14 protein-coding genes and 2 tRNA genes are annotated in these 16,183 nt (G+C 72.5%); 4 read left to right on the forward strand and 12 right to left on the reverse strand.

The genetic code is table 11. The features are described 5' to 3' along the window. Positions 1-4: 4 nt before the first annotated feature. Positions 5-658: a response regulator transcription factor gene (locus EAD89_RS13785; RefSeq protein WP_121675980.1), complete on the reverse strand. Its 654-nt coding sequence runs from the start codon at positions 656-658 to the stop codon at positions 5-7. Between the two features lie 14 nt (positions 659-672). Beyond that, a complete protein-coding gene (gene macS, locus EAD89_RS13790) occupies positions 673-1,806 on the reverse strand; it encodes a MacS family sensor histidine kinase (protein WP_121675975.1) in 1,134 nt (377 codons plus the stop codon). A 119-nt stretch (positions 1,807-1,925) separates the two neighbouring features. Between macS and EAD89_RS13795 the strand changes: the two genes are divergently transcribed. Beyond that, complete coding sequence (locus EAD89_RS13795) at positions 1,926-2,381, forward strand: ATP-binding protein (RefSeq protein WP_121653220.1); 456 nt, start codon at positions 1,926-1,928, stop codon at positions 2,379-2,381. A gap of 19 nt (positions 2,382-2,400) precedes the next feature. Here EAD89_RS13795 and EAD89_RS13800 read toward each other — a convergent pair whose 3' ends face one another. Beyond that, positions 2,401-3,339, reverse strand: a complete 939-nt coding sequence (locus EAD89_RS13800; protein ID WP_121653221.1) for a ribose-phosphate pyrophosphokinase — start codon at positions 3,337-3,339, stop codon at positions 2,401-2,403. A gap of 102 nt (positions 3,340-3,441) precedes the next feature. On the opposite strand from EAD89_RS13800, the gene glpK reads away from it, so the two are divergent. Then, positions 3,442-4,926 (forward strand): glycerol kinase GlpK, encoded by a 1,485-nt coding sequence (glpK, locus tag EAD89_RS13805; RefSeq protein WP_121675981.1) that lies wholly within the window; start codon positions 3,442-3,444, stop codon positions 4,924-4,926. A 61-nt stretch (positions 4,927-4,987) separates the two neighbouring features. Here the strand turns inward: glpK and EAD89_RS13810 are convergent, their stop codons facing one another. Further along, positions 4,988-5,821, reverse strand: a complete 834-nt coding sequence (locus tag EAD89_RS13810) for a phosphoribosylaminoimidazolesuccinocarboxamide synthase (RefSeq protein WP_121675976.1) — start codon at positions 5,819-5,821, stop codon at positions 4,988-4,990. Between the two features lie 151 nt (positions 5,822-5,972). Between EAD89_RS13810 and EAD89_RS13815 the strand changes: the two genes are divergently transcribed. Then, entirely contained in the window at positions 5,973-7,304 is a 1,332-nt protein-coding gene (locus EAD89_RS13815; RefSeq protein WP_121675977.1) for an ABC transporter substrate-binding protein, read from the forward strand. Positions 7,305-7,378: 74 nt separating this feature from the next. Here the strand turns inward: EAD89_RS13815 and EAD89_RS13820 are convergent, their stop codons facing one another. The 7 genes from EAD89_RS13820 to EAD89_RS13850 form a co-directional block, all read right to left on the reverse strand. Next, positions 7,379-7,630, reverse strand: coding sequence for a hypothetical protein (locus tag EAD89_RS13820; RefSeq protein ID WP_121653232.1), 252 nt, complete (start codon positions 7,628-7,630; stop codon positions 7,379-7,381). A gap of 161 nt (positions 7,631-7,791) precedes the next feature. Beyond that, positions 7,792-7,868 (reverse strand) — tRNA-Met (locus EAD89_RS13825). A gap of 146 nt (positions 7,869-8,014) precedes the next feature. Continuing rightward, positions 8,015-8,088: transfer RNA gene (locus tag EAD89_RS13830), tRNA-Met, on the reverse strand. Positions 8,089-8,177: 89 nt separating this feature from the next. Then, on the reverse strand, positions 8,178-9,101 hold the full coding sequence (locus EAD89_RS13835; RefSeq protein ID WP_121675978.1) for a hypothetical protein: 924 nt from the start codon (positions 9,099-9,101) through the stop codon (positions 8,178-8,180). Continuing rightward, positions 9,091-9,600, reverse strand: coding sequence for a SigE family RNA polymerase sigma factor (locus EAD89_RS13840; RefSeq protein WP_121653225.1), 510 nt, complete (start codon positions 9,598-9,600; stop codon positions 9,091-9,093). Before EAD89_RS13840 ends, EAD89_RS13835 begins: the two co-directional genes overlap by 11 nt. A gap of 182 nt (positions 9,601-9,782) precedes the next feature. Then, positions 9,783-12,785, reverse strand: coding sequence for a UPF0182 family protein (locus EAD89_RS13845; RefSeq protein WP_121653233.1), 3,003 nt, complete (start codon positions 12,783-12,785; stop codon positions 9,783-9,785). Positions 12,786-12,882: 97 nt separating this feature from the next. Further along, on the reverse strand, positions 12,883-13,896 hold the full coding sequence (locus EAD89_RS13850) for a PDZ domain-containing protein (RefSeq protein ID WP_199723318.1): 1,014 nt from the start codon (positions 13,894-13,896) through the stop codon (positions 12,883-12,885). Between the two features lie 184 nt (positions 13,897-14,080). On the opposite strand from EAD89_RS13850, the gene EAD89_RS13855 reads away from it, so the two are divergent. Continuing rightward, positions 14,081-15,298 carry a zinc-dependent metalloprotease gene (locus EAD89_RS13855; protein ID WP_121653226.1) on the forward strand — a complete coding sequence of 406 codons (1,218 nt, stop codon included), beginning with the start codon at positions 14,081-14,083 and terminating at the stop codon, positions 15,296-15,298. A 205-nt stretch (positions 15,299-15,503) separates the two neighbouring features. On the opposite strand, the gene EAD89_RS13860 is transcribed toward EAD89_RS13855, so the two are convergent. Further along, positions 15,504-16,112, reverse strand: a complete 609-nt coding sequence (locus tag EAD89_RS13860) for a hypothetical protein (protein WP_121675979.1) — start codon at positions 16,110-16,112, stop codon at positions 15,504-15,506. Positions 16,113-16,183: the final 71 nt, after the last annotated feature.

Below are 16,183 nucleotides of genomic sequence, written 5' to 3' on the forward strand. Positions count from 1 at the left end.
GGGGTCAGTCGTCCAGGCCGCGCTCGATGGCGTACCGGGTCAGCTCGACCCGGTTGTGCAGTTGCAGCTTGCCCAGGGTGTTCTGCACGTGGTTCTGCACCGTACGGTGCGACAACCCGAGCCGCTGGGCGATCTGCTTGTACGACATCCCCTTGGCCACCAGGCGCAGCACCTCCGTCTCCCGGTCGGTGAGGCGCGGCGTCCCGGGCTCCGCGCCGCCGGCCGACCCGGCGTCCGACGCCGGCCCGGCGGCCAGCCGGCGGTACTCGCCGAGGACCAGCCCGGCCAGGCCGGGAGTGAACACCGGATCGCCGGCCGCCGTGCGGCGCACCGCGTCGAGGAACTCGGCCGGCGCGGTCGACTTCACGAGGTACCCGGTGGCCCCCGCCTTGACCGCGTCCAGCACGCTCTGCTGCTCGCCGCTGGCACTGAGCATCAACACCCGCACGTCGGGCAGCGCCGCGCGCAGCCCCCGGACCACCTCGACGCCGGAGATGTCCGGTAGTTGCAGGTCGAGGACGACCACGTCCGGTCGGGCGGCGGGGGCCACCCGGATCGCCTGCCGCCCCTCGCCGCTGGTGGCCACCACCAGGAACCCGGCCTCGGTCAGGTCACGGGCCACGCCCTCGCGCCACATCGGATGGTCGTCGACGACCATCACCCGCACCGGGGTCACGGCCGCGCCCTCGGCACGGTCAGCTCGATTTCGGTGCCGGCCTCGGGCGCCGACACGATCCGGACGGTTCCCCCCAGGTCGGCCATCCGGCCCCGAATCGACTGGGTCACGCCGAGCCGCCCCTGGGCGGCCGCCTCCGCCAGCCGGCCGTCCGGGATGCCCGGCCCCTCGTCACGGATCGACACGGTCACGGTCGCCCCCTCGTCCTCGATCAGCACCCAGGCCCGCCCGTCGGCGTGCCGCCCCACGTTGTCCAGCGCCGCGCCGGTCGCGGCGGCCAGTTCCCCCGCCACGCGCCGGGGCAGCGGCACCGGGGTGGCCGGCGCCGAGAGCGACACCGCCGGTGAGGCGTACCGGCCGAGCAGCGCCCGGAGATCCACCGTGCCGGCCGCATCCGGGGTGGTGGCGCCGGTCGCGGCGGCGCCCGCGATCAGCGCGCGCAGGGCGGCCTCCTGCTCGCCGGCCAGGCGGGCCAGCTCGCCGGCCTCGCCGGGCAGTTCGGCGCCGCGCCGCTGCACCAGTGCCAGCACCTGGAGAACCGAGTCGTGGATGCCCCGGGCCAGCCGCTCCCGCTCCCGGGTGGCCGCCTCCAGCTCCACCGCGCGTTGCAGCCGCTCCTCGGCGGTCGCCGCGAGCCGGGCCACGTGCCCGACCACCACCCCGGCGAGCAGCATCAGGATCACCCCGGTGAACGAGGACTGGCCGATCCGCTCCCGGGTGGCCAGGTCCGCGGCGGCGACCAGCAGCGCGGCCAGGGTGCCCCGGCGCCGCCCGCCGGAGACGGCCCAGGCCAGGACCGGGCCCGCCATCCAGGCCACCCCCAGGGTGGGCACGCCGGCGGCGAGCGCCGCCCGGCCGACGACCCACGGGGTGGCCAGCACGATGGCCATCACCACCGCCAGGTCGGCCAGCAGCAGCGGCCAGCGCCGCCAGGCCGGGCGGGCGTAGCCGATCGCGGTCACCACCGTCCAGGCGATCATCACCAGGACCAGGGTCGCGACGGCGAGGGGATGGGCGTACCGGTCGGCGTCGCGTACGGCGAGCCCGAGGACGTACGCCAGGGAGGCGAACCGGAACACCGCGAGCGCCCGCCAGAGCGGCACCTCGAACCCACCCGACGGCGACGGCATGGCGGTCAGGATGCCACAGCCGGACCAGCCGGAGCGCCGGCAGCGAGTGCGGTTCGGGAAACCCTGACGTACGGTGGAAAAGCCGCGAAATTCTCCGAGATCCGCCGCGGGACGGGGCCATGACGAACGCAGATCCGCACGCACCGCGTACGGTTGTGCCCATCGAACCTGCGCTCCTGATCGCCGAGGCCTTCGACAAGGCCGAGGTGACCGAGATCCGACACTCGGTCACCTCCTGCGCGAACGCCTGCGGGCTGATCGGCCAACGGCTGGACGACTTCGTTCTGGCGGTCAACGAGCTGATCACCAACGCCGTACGACACGGCGGCGGGCGAGGATGGCTGCGGCTCTGGCAGGAGCCAGGGGTCCTGGTCTGCGAGGTCGCCGACCACGGGCACGGGATCAGCGCGCAGCGGCTGGGCGACCGCCGCCGGCCGGCCCCGGACACCGCCGGCGGCTGGGGCCTCTGGCTGGCCCGTGAGCTGACCGACGCCATGGAGGTCGCCACCGGCACCGCCGGCACCACCGTCCGCATCACCGCGGTCCTCACCGTCCGCGACCACACCCCGAACTGACCCCCGCCCACTCGCCGGGTCAGGCGAAGAGCGCGGAGACCGATTCGCCGTTGTGGATCCGGCGCATCGCCTCGGCCAGAGCCGGGGCCACCGAGAGGACCTGAAGTTTCGGGACCCGCTTGGCCGTCGGGATGGGCACCGTGTTGGTGCAGACGATCTCCAGTACGCCGTCCTGGTCGCTCAGTCGCCGCAGCGCGTCGCCCGAGAAGAGGCCGTGCGTGCAGGCCAGCCGGATGGAGCGGACCTTCAGGCCACGCAGGTGCTCCATCAGCTCGACGACCGTGCTGCCCTTGGCGATCTCGTCGTCCAGCACGATGACGTCCCGGTCGGCCACCTCACCGATCACCGCGCTGATCTTGACCAGGTCGTCGCTGAACCGCTGCTTCGCCCCCGCCGCGACCGGCGTGTCGAGCAGCCGGGCGAAGGCCGCCGCCTCCTTGGCGTTACCCAGGTCGGGCGAGACGACCACGGTGTTGCTGAGGTCGTAGCGCCGGAAGTGGGTGGCCAGCTCGCGCAGAGCGTGCAGGTGATCCACCGGGACGCTGAAGAAGCCGTGCACCTGGGGCGAGTGCAGGGTCATCGCGAGCACCCGGTCAGCGCCGGCCGAGGTGAGCAGGTCGGCGACGAGCCGGGCGCCGATCGAGATCCGCGGCGCGTCCTTCTTGTCCGAGCGGGCGTACGCGTAGTGCGGCAGCACCACCGTGATCCGGCCGGCGGACGCGCCCCGGGCGGCGTCGATCATCAGCAGCAGCTCGACGAGGTGCTCCTGCACCGGCGGCACCAGCGGCTGGATCAGAAAGACGTCCCGCTCCCGGCAGTTGGCCTGCAGTTGCACTTCCAGGCAGTCGTTGGCGAACCGGGAGACCCGCACCGGGTGCAGCGGCACCCCCAGATGAGCGCAGATCTCGGCGGCGAGGTCGGGATGGGCGGTTCCACTGAAAACGGCGATGTCACGCACGTTCGCACATCGTAGGCGAAGCGGTCGGGCTTGGACGGCGGCAGCCCGCAACCGACCGTGACGCCGGTCGCACCGCGCGGCGGGTCCGGGTACGGTGCTGCCGTGACCCCCCAGTACGTCGCCGCCATCGATCAGGGCACCACCTCCTCGCGGTGCATCGTCTTCGACCGGGCCGGGGAGATCGTCGCCGTGGCCCAGCGCGAGCACCGGCAGATCTTTCCCCGACCCGGCTGGGTGGAACACGACGCCGAGGAGATCTGGGACAACGTCCAGCAGGTGGTCTCCGAGGCGTTGCGCGCGGCCGGCACCGACACGGCCGGGCTGGCCGCGGTCGGCATCACCAACCAGCGGGAGACGACCCTGGTCTGGGACCGGGTCACCGGCCGCCCGGTGGCCAACGCGGTGGTCTGGCAGGACACCCGGACCGGGCCGTTGCTGCGCGAGCTGGCTTCGGCGTACGGCGAGGAGTGGTTCCGGACCCGCACCGGCCTGCCGCTGGCCACCTACTTCGCCGGCCCGAAGCTGCGCTGGCTGCTGGACGAGGTGGACGGCCTGCGTGAGCGCGCCGAGCGCGGCGAGGTGCTCTTCGGCACCATGGACAGCTGGCTGATCTGGAAATTGACCGGCAAGCACGTCACCGACGTGACCAACGCCAGCCGGACGATGCTGATGGACCTCGCCACCCTGGCCTGGGCCCCGGAGCTGCTGGACGCGATGGGCGTGCCGGCGGCCATGCTGCCGGAAATCCGCAGCTCCGCCGAGGTGTACGGCACCGCCACCGGAGTGCTGGCCGGAGTGCCGGTGGCCAGTGCGCTCGGCGACCAGCAGGCCGCCCTGTTCGGCCAGACCTGCTTCCAGCCGGGTGAGGCGAAGTGCACCTACGGCACCGGCAGCTTCCTGCTGCTCAACACCGGAGCCAGCCCGGTCCCGTCGACGCACGGCCTGCTCACGACGGTCGCCTATCGGATCGACGGGCAGCCGGCGGCGTACGCGCTGGAGGGCGCCATCGCGGTCACCGGGTCGCTGGTGCAGTGGCTCCGGGACAACCTCGGGTTGATCTCGACCGCTCCGGAGGTGGAGGAGCTTGCTCGCACCGTCGACGACAACGGCGGCTGCTACGTGGTGCCGGCGTTCTCCGGGCTCTTCGCCCCGCACTGGCGCAGCGACGCACGCGGCGTGATCGCCGGCCTGACCGGCTACATCACCAAGGGACACCTGGCGCGGGCGGTGCTGGAGGCGTCGGCGTGGCAGACCCGCGAGGTGGTGGACGCGATGAACGCCGACTCCGACGTGGCGCTGCGCCGGCTCCGGGTGGATGGCGGCATGACGGCGAACCTGCTGCTCATGCAGTTCCTCGCCGACGTGCTCGACGTTCCGGTGGTCCGCTCGCGGATCACCGAGACCACCTGCCTTGGCGCCGCGTACGCGGCCGGTCTCGCGGTCGGTTTCTGGCCGGACCTGGCCACCCTGCGCGAGCAGTGGCGCTCGGACGCGCAGTGGGAGCCGGCCATGGCCTCCGAGCTGCGGGACCGGGAGCTGCACAACTGGCGCAAGGCCGTGCGGCGCACCCTCGACTGGGTGGAGTGAGCCGGGGCAGCGAGGACGGCGGGCGGAGTACACCGGTTCCGCCGTCCGCACGGTGACCCGCTCAGCTCCAGCGGTTGCCGGTGATCTTCTCGTAGACCTCGACGTAGCGGGCCCGGGTCGCCTCGACCACCTCGGCCGGCATGTCCGGCGCCGGGCCCTGCTTGTCCCAGCCGCTGCCGGTGGCCCAGTCCCGCACGTACTGCTTGTCGTAGGAGAACTGCACCCGCCCGGGCTGGTACGACTCGGCCGGCCAGAACCGGGACGAGTCGGAGGTGAGCAGCTCGTCGGCGAGGACCAGGGTGCCGTCCGGCGCCCAACCCAGCTCGATCTTGGTGTCGGCGACCAGGATGCCCCGGTCGGCGGCCAGCTCCGCCCCGTGCCGGTAGATGTCGATGGTGATCTGCCGCAGCCGCTCGGCCGTGGCCTGGCCCACCTTGTCCACCACGTCGGCGAACGTGATCGGCTCGTCGTGCTCGCCCATCGGCGCCTTGCTCGACGGCGTGAAGATCGGCTCAGGCAGGATCGACGCCTCGCCGAGGCCCCGGGGCAGCGGCACGCCGGAGACGGCGCCGGTGCGCTCGTACTCCCGCAGGCCGCCGCCGGTGAGGTAACCCCGGGCGACGCACTCGACCGGGACCATGTCCAGCCGCTGGCAGCGGATCGCCCGCCCGGCGAACTCCGCCGGCACGTCGGTGGCCGAGATGACGTGATTCGGCACGAGGTCGCCGAGTTGCTCGAACCACCACAGCGAGAGCGCGGTGAGCAGGCGACCCTTGTCCGGAATCGGCGTCGGCAACGCGACGTCGTAGATCGAGATCCGGTCCGAGGCGACCAGGATCAGGTCGTCGCCGTCGGCGTAGAGGTCCCGGACCTTGCCCGAGTGCAGAAGTTCCACGCGCCCTAGTACACCACGCGGCACCGGGGCGCCCGCTTCGACCACCCACGCCGCCGTTGCGGGCAGGGGTGCCCGGACGGACGTTGACACCTTCCCGCGCCGCCTGCGTGAATGGTCCGACCGCCGCCGCCCGCAGGTGCCAGGAGACCCCGTGCCCCCTGTTCGACCCCCGATCGACCGCCTCGGTGCCGACCCCGGCCGGCGCAGAGTCCTGGGCGCGCTGCTCGGTGCTCCCCTGCTGGCCGCCGGCGGGCTCGCCGGGTGCACCGACGGCCCCGCCGCATCGACCGACGAGGGGCCGGTCGAGCTGTCGGTCTTCTGGTGGGGCGGGACGAAACGGGCCGAGCTGACCGAGAAGGCGCTGCGGCTCTACTCGGAACGCAACCCCCGGGTCACCTTCCGGGTGACCTGGCAGGGCGCCGACGGCTACTACGACCGGCTGGCCACCCAGGCGGCCGGCGGCAACGTGCCGGACCTGATCCAGCTCGACGACGCCGTGCTGACCGAGTACGCCCACCGCCAGATCGTCCTCGACCTCAGCGAGCGGGTCGCCGATCACCGGTTGGACCTGCGCGGCCTGCCGGAGAGCCTGATCCGCTACGGCACGGTGGACGGGCGGACGATGGCGGTGGCCGGTGGGCAGACCCTCGCGGCGGTGGTCTTCAACCGGGACCTGCTGCGGGAGCTGCGGGTGCCGGAGCCACGCGGCGGGATGTCCTGGGTGGACTACATCGCCTGGGCGGAGCAGGTCACCGAGGCCAGCGACGGCCGGGTGGCCGGCACCATGGACCCGTCCGGCGACTACCGCGCACTCTGGCTCTGGTTGCGGGCGCAGGGCGGCGAGCTCTACCGGGGGCGCCAGCTCGGCTTCGGCGCGGATGAGCTGATCGGCTGGTTCGAGCTGTGGCAGCGCGCCCGGAGCCGACGGGCCACGCCGGGCGCGGCACTGGTCGAGCAGGCCGACAGCGGGGAACCGGCCCGGCAACTGGTGGTCAGTGGGTTGACCGCCGCGTCCTTCGCCTGGTCCCACCAGCTACCGGAGCTGCAACGGCTCACCGAGTCCGAGCTGGGCGTCATCGGCTTCCCCGGCCCGCCGGGCTCGCAGTGGGCGCGGGCGTCGATGTACTGGGCGGGTTTCCGCGGCACCCGCCACCCGGACACCGTCATCGACGTGATCAACTTTTTGACCACGAACGGCGAGGCCGGCGCGGTCCTCGGTCACGAACGCGGCCTCAACGCCAGCGTCCCCGTCCGCCGCTACACCGAGGGCAGCATCACCGACCCGGCACAGCAACGGGCCGCCGCGTTCAACGCCAGCATCGCCGAACAGCTCGGGCCGGCGCCGGCGCCGCCGCCGAAGGGTCACGCCAAGGTACGTACCCTGCTCGTCGCCGCCGCCGAGAGCATCCGCTCCGGGCGCGCCGGCACCCGCGCGGCCACCTCCCGTTTCATCGCCCAGGCGAACGCGGCCCTCGCGGCGTGACCACCGGCGGCGGCCGAGTGCCCGCCGCCGGTGGCGACAGCCGCCGACGGCCGGGCAGGACGGCAGCGAGCGGGTCAGCGCGGCGGGCCGCCCCGGCGGTTGCGCGTCAGCCGCAGCACCAGGAACACGATGATCGCCACCACCACGAGGCAGCAGAGCAGGCCGAGGAAGCCGAAGCCGCCGCCGCGGCCCCGCCGCCGGGCGGCTTCCACCACCAGCTCGCCGGTGCCGGTGGACGCCCAGGCCGCGACGGGCACGAACACCGACAGCACGACCACACCGAGGACCGCGCTGAGCCGGCCCCACCACTTGCCGAATGAAGACATGTCCCCATCCTCGCCGAAGGGCGCAACCTCGGCACGTCGGTCCACGCCGAACCATCGAACGAAGATCCGGCGGATTCCGCCGGCCGCGCGGATCGCACCGGCAGGGAATCGAAAAGCCCGGCCCCCACGATCCGGGGCCGGGCTTCGACGTGCACCTGCGGTGGTAGCGGGGACAGGATTTGAACCTGCGACCTCTGGGTTATGAGCCCAGCGAGCTACCGAGCTGCTCCACCCCGCGTCGACTGGTTAACCCTAACCCATGCGCCCCGACGATGATCAGCGGGGTCGCCACGACCGTCAGCCCGCTGCCGACACGAGCCCCACAACGTCGACAGCCCGCCTCCGGCGAACCGGAGACGGGCTGTCGAGCTGGTGTTTCTCTCGTAGCGGGGACAGGATTTGAACCTGCGACCTCTGGGTTATGAGCCCAGCGAGCTACCGAGCTGCTCCACCCCGCGTCGGCTCGATAACCGTAGCGCACCGACCCGGGGCACCGCAAAGCGACCCTGATACCGCTGCCGCCGGTCAGCGCCGACCTGGGCCACGGTCAGTCGAGCCAGTCCTCGATGGCCGCGACCGCCCGCCGGCTGTCGGCATCGACCTGGGCGCGCTCGGCGGAGGTGTTCTCCCAGCCCTGCTCCCAGAGCACCGTCACGACGTCGCCGATCCGCACCGCCCGGACCAACCGGACCTCGTCCGTACCCGGCTCACCTCTGCCCTCCGGGTACGCCGCCCGCATCTCGAACAGCACCGACTCGTCCCCGTACCGGCCCGGGTCCAGCAGCCGCTGCCGCCACGTCCTTGCGCCGTCGTCGGGCAACTCCTGCTCGGGGCAGGCGCGGACAGCCTTCCGCAGCTCTCGCAGCGCGTCGTCGGCACGACCGGTCCGGTAGATGGTGATGGTGTGCCGGTAGCTGCCGGCCGGGACGTACCCCTGCGGGGTTCCCGACTGCTTGTAGGCCAGGTATCGGCCGCGGCGCTGCACCACGGCGGACTCGCTGGGGTAGCGGGCCGCGCAGAGCGCCGGCAGCGGAGGCCCTTCGATCCGCGATTCCAGGCCCGTCCGGTTCGCGGACGCCAGGACGAAGAAGGCACGGTCCGGGATCGAGGTTGGCGGGCGTGGGGTCGCCGCACCCGTCGTGGCAGCCGGCGGTGTGCCGCTCGGCGTGCCGCGCGGCGGAGACGGCGGCGACGCGGACGGGGACGTTGAGGGAGTCGGAGTCGACGTGGTCGGCACCGGGCCGGGGGTGTCGGCGGGAGGCGGCAGCGGTGTGGTGCCGTCCGCCGCCAGCACCAGCCGGCCACCGACGGCCACCCCGCCGAGCAGCACCGCCACCGCGAGCGCGGTGCCGACGACCCGAACGCGGGCCTGCCGGTCGGCGCGCCGGCGAACCAGTGCGGGGGGAGCAAGCTCCTGGTCGTCGACAGCGGCGCCGAGCGACCGGTACAGGTCGGGAAGTTCAGCTGACATCGTTCACCCCCAGCTTCACGGTGGAGAGGTCGGGCAGCAGCGCGGCCAGCCGGGACCGGCCGCGAGACAGCCAGGACTTCACGGTGCCGACCGGCACGTCGGTCTCCCGGGCGATGTCCTCCACCGACATGTCGAAGAGATAGTGCAGGGCCAGCGCCTGCCGCTGGGCGGTCGGCAACTGGCGGAGGGCGCGAACCAGCAGAACCCCGTCCTCGCTCGGCGCCGGGGTGTCCGGCGGGGGTCCGGTTCGGCTCAGCGCCGCCCGCCACCGGTGCAGACGCCGCCAGCGGTCCGTCGCGAGCCGGGCCACCACCAGCCGCAGCCACGCCTCGGGCGCCGGGTGCGCCGACAGCCGCCCCCACTGCCGCCAGGCCCGGGCGAACGCCTCCTGCACCAGATCCTGCGCCTCAGTGTGGTCGCCGGTGACCGCGTAGCCGTACCGCAACAACCGCCGGGCGGTGCCGCGGTACAACTCGTCGAAACTCTGTGCGTCCCTCATCGGTGGATTCCCCTCGTCCGCACCCCGTTGCAGAGAGGACGACGGACCGGTGCCGCAGGTTGCGGACCAGCCGGCCGCAATGTGTCGGGGAGGCGACAGACGGACACGGCGGAGCCCCCGGCGTCAGGACCAGATGCGATCCGACGACGAGGGCTCCGAGACGTACTCCCCGAAGGGGCCGGTCAGCCGCCCGCGCTGGCGGTCGGGCCGACGGTCGGCGGCGGAGCGCTGCCGCTCGGCGACGGGCTGCCGCTGGGCGCCGTGGGCGGGTTGGCCACCTGCTGCGCCTGCTGGAAAGCGGTGAGCGCCTCGTCCAGCGCCTTGAGCGCGCGGCCGTACCGCTCGAAGTCGCCGGAGGTCTGAGCGGCACGGACCTCGGTGATGGCGGTCTGCACCCGGTTCGCCGCGGCGGCCAGCTCACCGGTCAGCGGCGGAGTGCCGTCGCCGGTGGTCGGCGGCGGTGGCGGTGGGTTGCCCCCGGTGGTCGGGGGCGGCGGCGCGCCCTGCCCGGCCCTCTTGCCCTGCTCGACCAGCTGCTTGATGCCGTCGTTGATGTTGTCGGCGAGCGCCACGAAGGAGCCGCCGTCGCCGTACGAGAGCAGCACCTTCTGCAGCAGCGGGTACGCGTCCTGCTGGTTGCTCTTCACGTAGACCGGCTCGACGTAGAGCATGCCGTCGGCGAACGGCAGCGAGAGCAGGTTGCCGTACTGCACCTGCGCCTGGTTGCTGGAGAGCAGGTTGAGCTGCTGGCGGATGTTGGCGTTGTTGGTCATCTGCTGGTGCACCTGCACCGGGCCGGAGACCCGGGTCTGGTCCGGCAGCTCCAGCACCTCCAGCCGGGGCTGCCCCTCGACGTACGACCCGGAGATCAGCGCGGCGAGGTTCTGCCGGCCGTTCGGGGTGACCGCGGAGGTGAGCTGGAACCGCGGGCTCTCCTGACCGGGGAACTGGGTGAACAGGTAGTACGGGGGCTGCTTCTGGCCGCTGTCCGGAGCGTCCGGCACGTTGGGCACCTGCCAGAAGTCCTGTGCCGAGTAGAAGTCGCCGGGGTTGGTCACGTGGAACTTCGTCAGCAGGTTGCGCTGCACCTTGAACATGTCGGCCGGGTAGCGCAGGTGCTCGGTCAGCTCGACCGGGATCTCCTCCTTCGGGAGCACCAGGTCACCGCCGAACGCCTTGTTCCACGCCTTGAGCACCGGGTCCGTGTCGTCGTACTCGTAGAGCTTCACGGTGCCGTCGTACGCGTCGACCGTGGCCTTCACCGAGTTGCGCATGTAGTTGACGTTCTCCCGGGCCAGCTGGAAGGTGCCCCGGTTCGTCAGCTCGTCGGTGGTCTCGGTCTGGAGGTTGACCCGCTCCGCGTACGGGTAGGTCGCCGCCGTGGTGTAGCCGTCGACGATCCACTGCACCCGACCGTCGACCACCGCCGGGTACGGGTCGCCGTCCAGGGTCAGGAACGGCGCGACCTTCTCCACCCGGTCCCGAGGGTTGCGCACGTAGAGCAGCTTGGAGTCCTTGTTGACCGCCTCGGAGAGCAGGAAGTTCGACTCCTGCTCCTTGATGGCGTACAGCAGCCGCCGGGCGAAGGAGCCGATCTCCACGCCGCCCTCACCGGTGTAGGTGTAGGACTCGCCGCCACCCTCACCGACCGGCCGGTCGAACTCGGCCTTCTTGTTCGGGTCGGACTGCCCGACGATCGCGTAGTCGTCGGCCGCCATCCGCTCGCCGTAGTAGATCCGCGGCTGCTTCGCCGGGATCTGCTCGGTCTGCGAGGAGCAGGCCTCCTGGGTCCGCTCGCCGAGGAAGCCGGAGACGAAGAACGGCTGCCCGCCGCACACCACCTGGTTCGCCGGCGCGGCCACCAGCCCGTACCCGTGGGTGTAGACGGTGTGCCGGTTGATCCAGGTGTTCTGCTGGTCGGTCAGCTCGCCGTAGTTGATTTCCCGAACGCCGACCACGTAGTCGGAGATCTTGCCGTTCACCCCGTACCGGTCGATGTCCAGCTTGGGGCCGAAGTCGTAGAAGCCGCGCACCTGCTGGAGCTGGGTGTACGTCTCGCTGACCAGCTGCGGGTCGAGCAGCCGCACGTTTGACACCACCGAGGTGTCGGTGGCCAGGTTGGCCGGCGGGGTGAGGTTGTTCGCCGCGTACGGCGTCGTCTCGGTGGCCGCCAGCCCGAACGCCGCCCGGGTCGCGTCGATGCTGCGCTGGATGTACGGCGCCTCCTTGTCCTTGGCGCTCGGCTTGACCTCGAAGGTCTGCACCGCCCAGGGGTAGATGCCGCCGATGGCTACCGCGGACACACCCAGCAGGGCGAGTGAGATCCCCGGCCAGACCAGGTTCCGCATCCAGGCGTTGGAGAACACGATGATCGCGATCGCCACCACGATCGAGATGTAGGCCAGGATCTCCTTCGCCGGCAGCAGCGCGTTGACGTCGGCGTAGCCGGCACCGTACAGCTTGGCGCCCTCGTTGTACTCCAGCAGCATCGCCCGCCGGTCCAGCACGTACGCGACAGACTTGAGCAGCACGAAGACCGCGACGAGGCTGCTCAGGTGGGCCCGGGCGGCGTTGCTCATCCGGTCCCCGACGCCCTGGAGGCGGACCCCGCCGAAGAGGTAGTGCACCGCCAGCGCGCCGATCACGGCCAACACCACCGCGGTGAACGCGACCCCGAGCAGGTAGCGCCAGAACGGCAGCTGGAAAACGTAGAAGCCGACGTCGACCCCGAACTCCGGGTCCTTGATGCCGAAGTCGCCGCCGTTGCGGAAGAGCAGCCACTGGTTCCAGCGACTCTGCGCGGAGAGGCCGGCGAAGAGCCCGACCACGGCGGCGGTCAGCGCGATCCAGGTGCCGAGGCGCGGGCTGAGCGCCATCCGGTAGCGCTCCAGGGTCGCCTGCTCGACCGAGTGCGGACGCAGCCGCGGGCGCAACCGGTGGGCCAGCCACAGGTTGCCGCCGACGATGACCGCCATGCCGAGGCCGACGGCGAGGAAGAGCAGCAGCCGGGTGACCAGCACGCCGGTGAAGACCTCGGTGTAGCGGACCTCGTCGAACCAGAGCCAGTCCGTCCACGCCTGCACACCCCAACCGAGCAGGGTGAAGAGCACGAACACCCCGACCAGGACAGCGATGGTGACGCGCCCGCGCCGGCTCATCCTCGGAAGGGGGCTGCTGCTACGCATGACCACTGTTGGCTCCGCACGCTCGAATGTGATCGGCTCCGACCAGGCACCCAGAGTACGGGGTGTTCCTGAACGTGGCGGGGCACGGTCACACGCGTCAGCAGCGGGTCGGTTGTCCCCCCGCCCGCAGCGTCTCCAGCGCGGTCAACCCTTCGTCCAACGAGCCCACCCGCAGCAGCGGCAGATCGGGTTGCGGATTGCGGACCGCCTCGGCGCAGTTGTCCGCCGGCACGAGGAAGACCTTGGCCCCGGCGCGCTTCGCACCGACCAGTTTCTGGGCGATCCCGCCGATCGGGCCGACGTTGCCCTCGTCGTCGATGGTGCCGGTGCCGGCGATGACCTGACCGCCGGTGAGATCGGCCGGGGTCAGCTTGTCCACGATGCCCAGGGCGAACATCAGGCCGGCACTCGGTCCGCCGATGTCCTCCAGGTCGATGCCCAGCGTGAACGGGTGCGGCTGCTGCTGGTCGATCTCGACGCCGATCCGTGGGCGGCCGTCCTGCTCCTGGCTGGTCACCGTCGCGGTGGCCGGCTGGCCGTCGCGGGTGTAACCGATGGTCAGGGCGGTGCCGGCCGGCTTGGCCCGGACCAGCTCGGTGACCTTCGAGGCCACCGGCACCGGCTGCCCGTCGACCGAGGTGACCACGTCACCGACCTTGAGCACATCGGCGGACGGTCCGTCCGCGGCCACCGTCTTGATGACCACCCGCACCGGGAAGCCCAGTTCGCGGAGCGCGGCGGTCTCGGCGCTGGTCTGGGACACCTTGAAGTCCTCGGCGTTGCGCTGCTCGACCTGCTCCGTCGACTCCCCCGGCGGGTACACCAACTCACGCGGCACCACCGCCTCGTCGTCGGAGAACCAGCCGGCGATCGCCCCTCGGAGCCGCACCGTGGGCTGCACCCCCACCGTGGTCAGCCGCAGCTGCCCGGCGGAGGTGGACGTGTCCCGCCCGGAGATCTGGATGACCTCCTTGCCGTCGGCCGTGCCCAGGGTGTTGACCGTCGGGCCCGGGCCGAGCACCACGTACGGGATCGGCACCCGGAGCACCCCGATGCTCAGCAGGGCGGTGAACAGGGCACCGAGCAGGACCGTCAGGCCACGACGTCTCATGCGGCAGAGCGTACCGACCGCTCGGGGCCCGGCTGGCGGATGCGCCACGCGACTTCGCCCTCAGCGCAACGCCAGCGGCGGCGACCTGGGGCGCGGCGCGCGTACCGTAGACGTCGTGCCTGATATTCCGTTCGGTTTCGCGCTACCGGGTGGGCAACCACCAGACCCCAACGATCCCGCGCAGATGCAGCAGTTCATGTCGCAGTTGCAGCACCTGCTCTCCGCGCCGGGCAGCGGGCCGGTCAACTGGGACCTGGCCCGGCAGGTGGCGGCCAGCCAGCTGGCGGCCGCCGGCGACCCGGCGGTGTCGCCCTACGAGCGCAACGCGGTAGAGGAGGCGCTGCGCCTGGCCGACCTGTGGCTGGAGCCCGCCTCGGCATGGCCGTCCGGCATCCAGTCCCCCGTGGCCTGGAACCGCAATGAGTGGATCTTCAAGACGCTGGACGTGTGGCGCAAGCTCTGCGACCCGGTGGCCAGCCGCATGGTCGGGGCGATGGGCGACCTCGTGCCACCGGAGGCACGCGCCCAGCTCGGCCCGATGCAGTCGATGGTGGCCACCCTCGGTGGCGCGCTCTTCGGTGGGCAGCTGGGGCAGGCCCTCGGCTCCCTCGCTGCGGAGGTGCTCTCCGCCGGCGACATCGGGCTGCCGCTCGGCCCGGCCGGCACGGCCGCGCTGATCCCGGCCAACATCCGGGCGTACGGCGAGGGCCTGGAGCTTCCCGAGGACGAGGTACGCCTCTACGTGGCGCTGCGCGAGGCCGCCCACCAGCGGCTGTTCCAGCACGTCCCGTGGCTGCGCGGACACGTGCTCAGCGCGGTGGAGATGTACGCCTCGGGCATCCGGGTCAACCGGGAGGCGATCGAGGAGGCGATGGGGCGGGTCGACCCGACCGACCCGGAGTCGATGCAGGCGATCGCCCTGGAGGGCATCTTCACGCCGGAGGACAGCCCGGCGCAGAAGGCCTCGCTGGCCCGACTGGAGACCGCCCTGGCCCTGGTCGAGGGCTGGGTCTGCCACGTGGTGGACAGCGCCGCCAGCGACCGGCTGCCCAACGTCGTCCGGCTGGGTGAGGCGTTCCGCCGCCGCCGGGCCGCCGGCGGTCCGGCGGAGCAGACCTTCGCCGCGCTGGTGGGCCTGGAGCTGCGCCCGCGCCGGCTACGCGAGGCGGCAGCCCTCTGGGCCGCGCTCACCGAGCACCGCGGCATCGCCGGTCGGGACGCCGTCTGGGGCCACCCGGACCTGCTCCCGTCGGACGACGACTTCGCCGACCCGGTCGCGTTCGCCATGAACGACATGGACCTGAGCGAGCTGGACAACTTCGACTTCACCGCGCCCGGTGGGGCGGAGGAGAAGGCCCCGGGGCAGCCCGACGACGACACCGACGGCGACGCCAAGCCCTGACGACAGAGCCCGGGTGCCCGCGCCGGTAGACGACGGGCACCCGGCCAGGTCGGCGCGTGGGTCAGGTCGACCAGTCGGTCAGCGGGTCGCGTCGGTCAGCGGGTCGCGTCGGTCAGTGGGTCGCGTCGGCCAGCGGATCGCGTCGGCCAGCAGGTCACGTCGGCCAGCAGGTCACGTCGGCCAGCGGATCGCGTTGACCAGCGGGTCAGGCCGGTCGGCCGGAGCCGGAGAGCAGGGCGCGGGTGGCTTCCCAGCCCTCGAAGGCCGGATCCAGGGTGGCCAGGTCGGCCGGGCCGCGCAGCCGACGCCAGCCGGCGGTGACCGCCACGTCCTGCGGTCGGGGGGCACCGGCCCGCGCGTCGGCCGGCGTCGCCGTGTCCAGGTCAAGCGGAGGTAGCCAGCCCGGCACGGGCAGCCGCGCGGCCACACCGAGCAGGCCCGGCCCGCCGCCCTCCACCGGAGCGACCGCGACCGGTCGGGTGGTCAGCGGACGCAGCAGCTTGCCCACGGTCAGCGCGGGCAGGTCCGGCACGTCGCCGGCGAGCACCGCCGCCTGGTCGTAGCCGTCCAGCGCGCCGAACACCGCGTTCGGCGTCGGCTCGGCCACCTCGTACACCGTGGTGCCGGGCCAGACCAGCGCATCCGCCAGAGCACGGTCGGCCGGGGTCACCGCGACGGCGACCTCCACCTCGTTCAGCGTGGCGATCAGGTCGACGACGTCCTCGGCGAGCGCCGCCCGCCAGTCCGCCAGGTCGATGCCGGGCGGCGACCACCGGACCGGCCCGAGCAACGCCACCACCACCCGTCGCGCCATGTCCCCGACCCTAGCGTCCCGACCGCCCGGCCCCGCTCACCCAGGCCCAGCCCAGCCCGCCTGACCCCGGC

This window comes from Micromonospora sp. BL4, from assembly GCF_003667505.1.
GTDB lineage: Bacteria > Actinomycetota > Actinomycetes > Mycobacteriales > Micromonosporaceae > Micromonospora.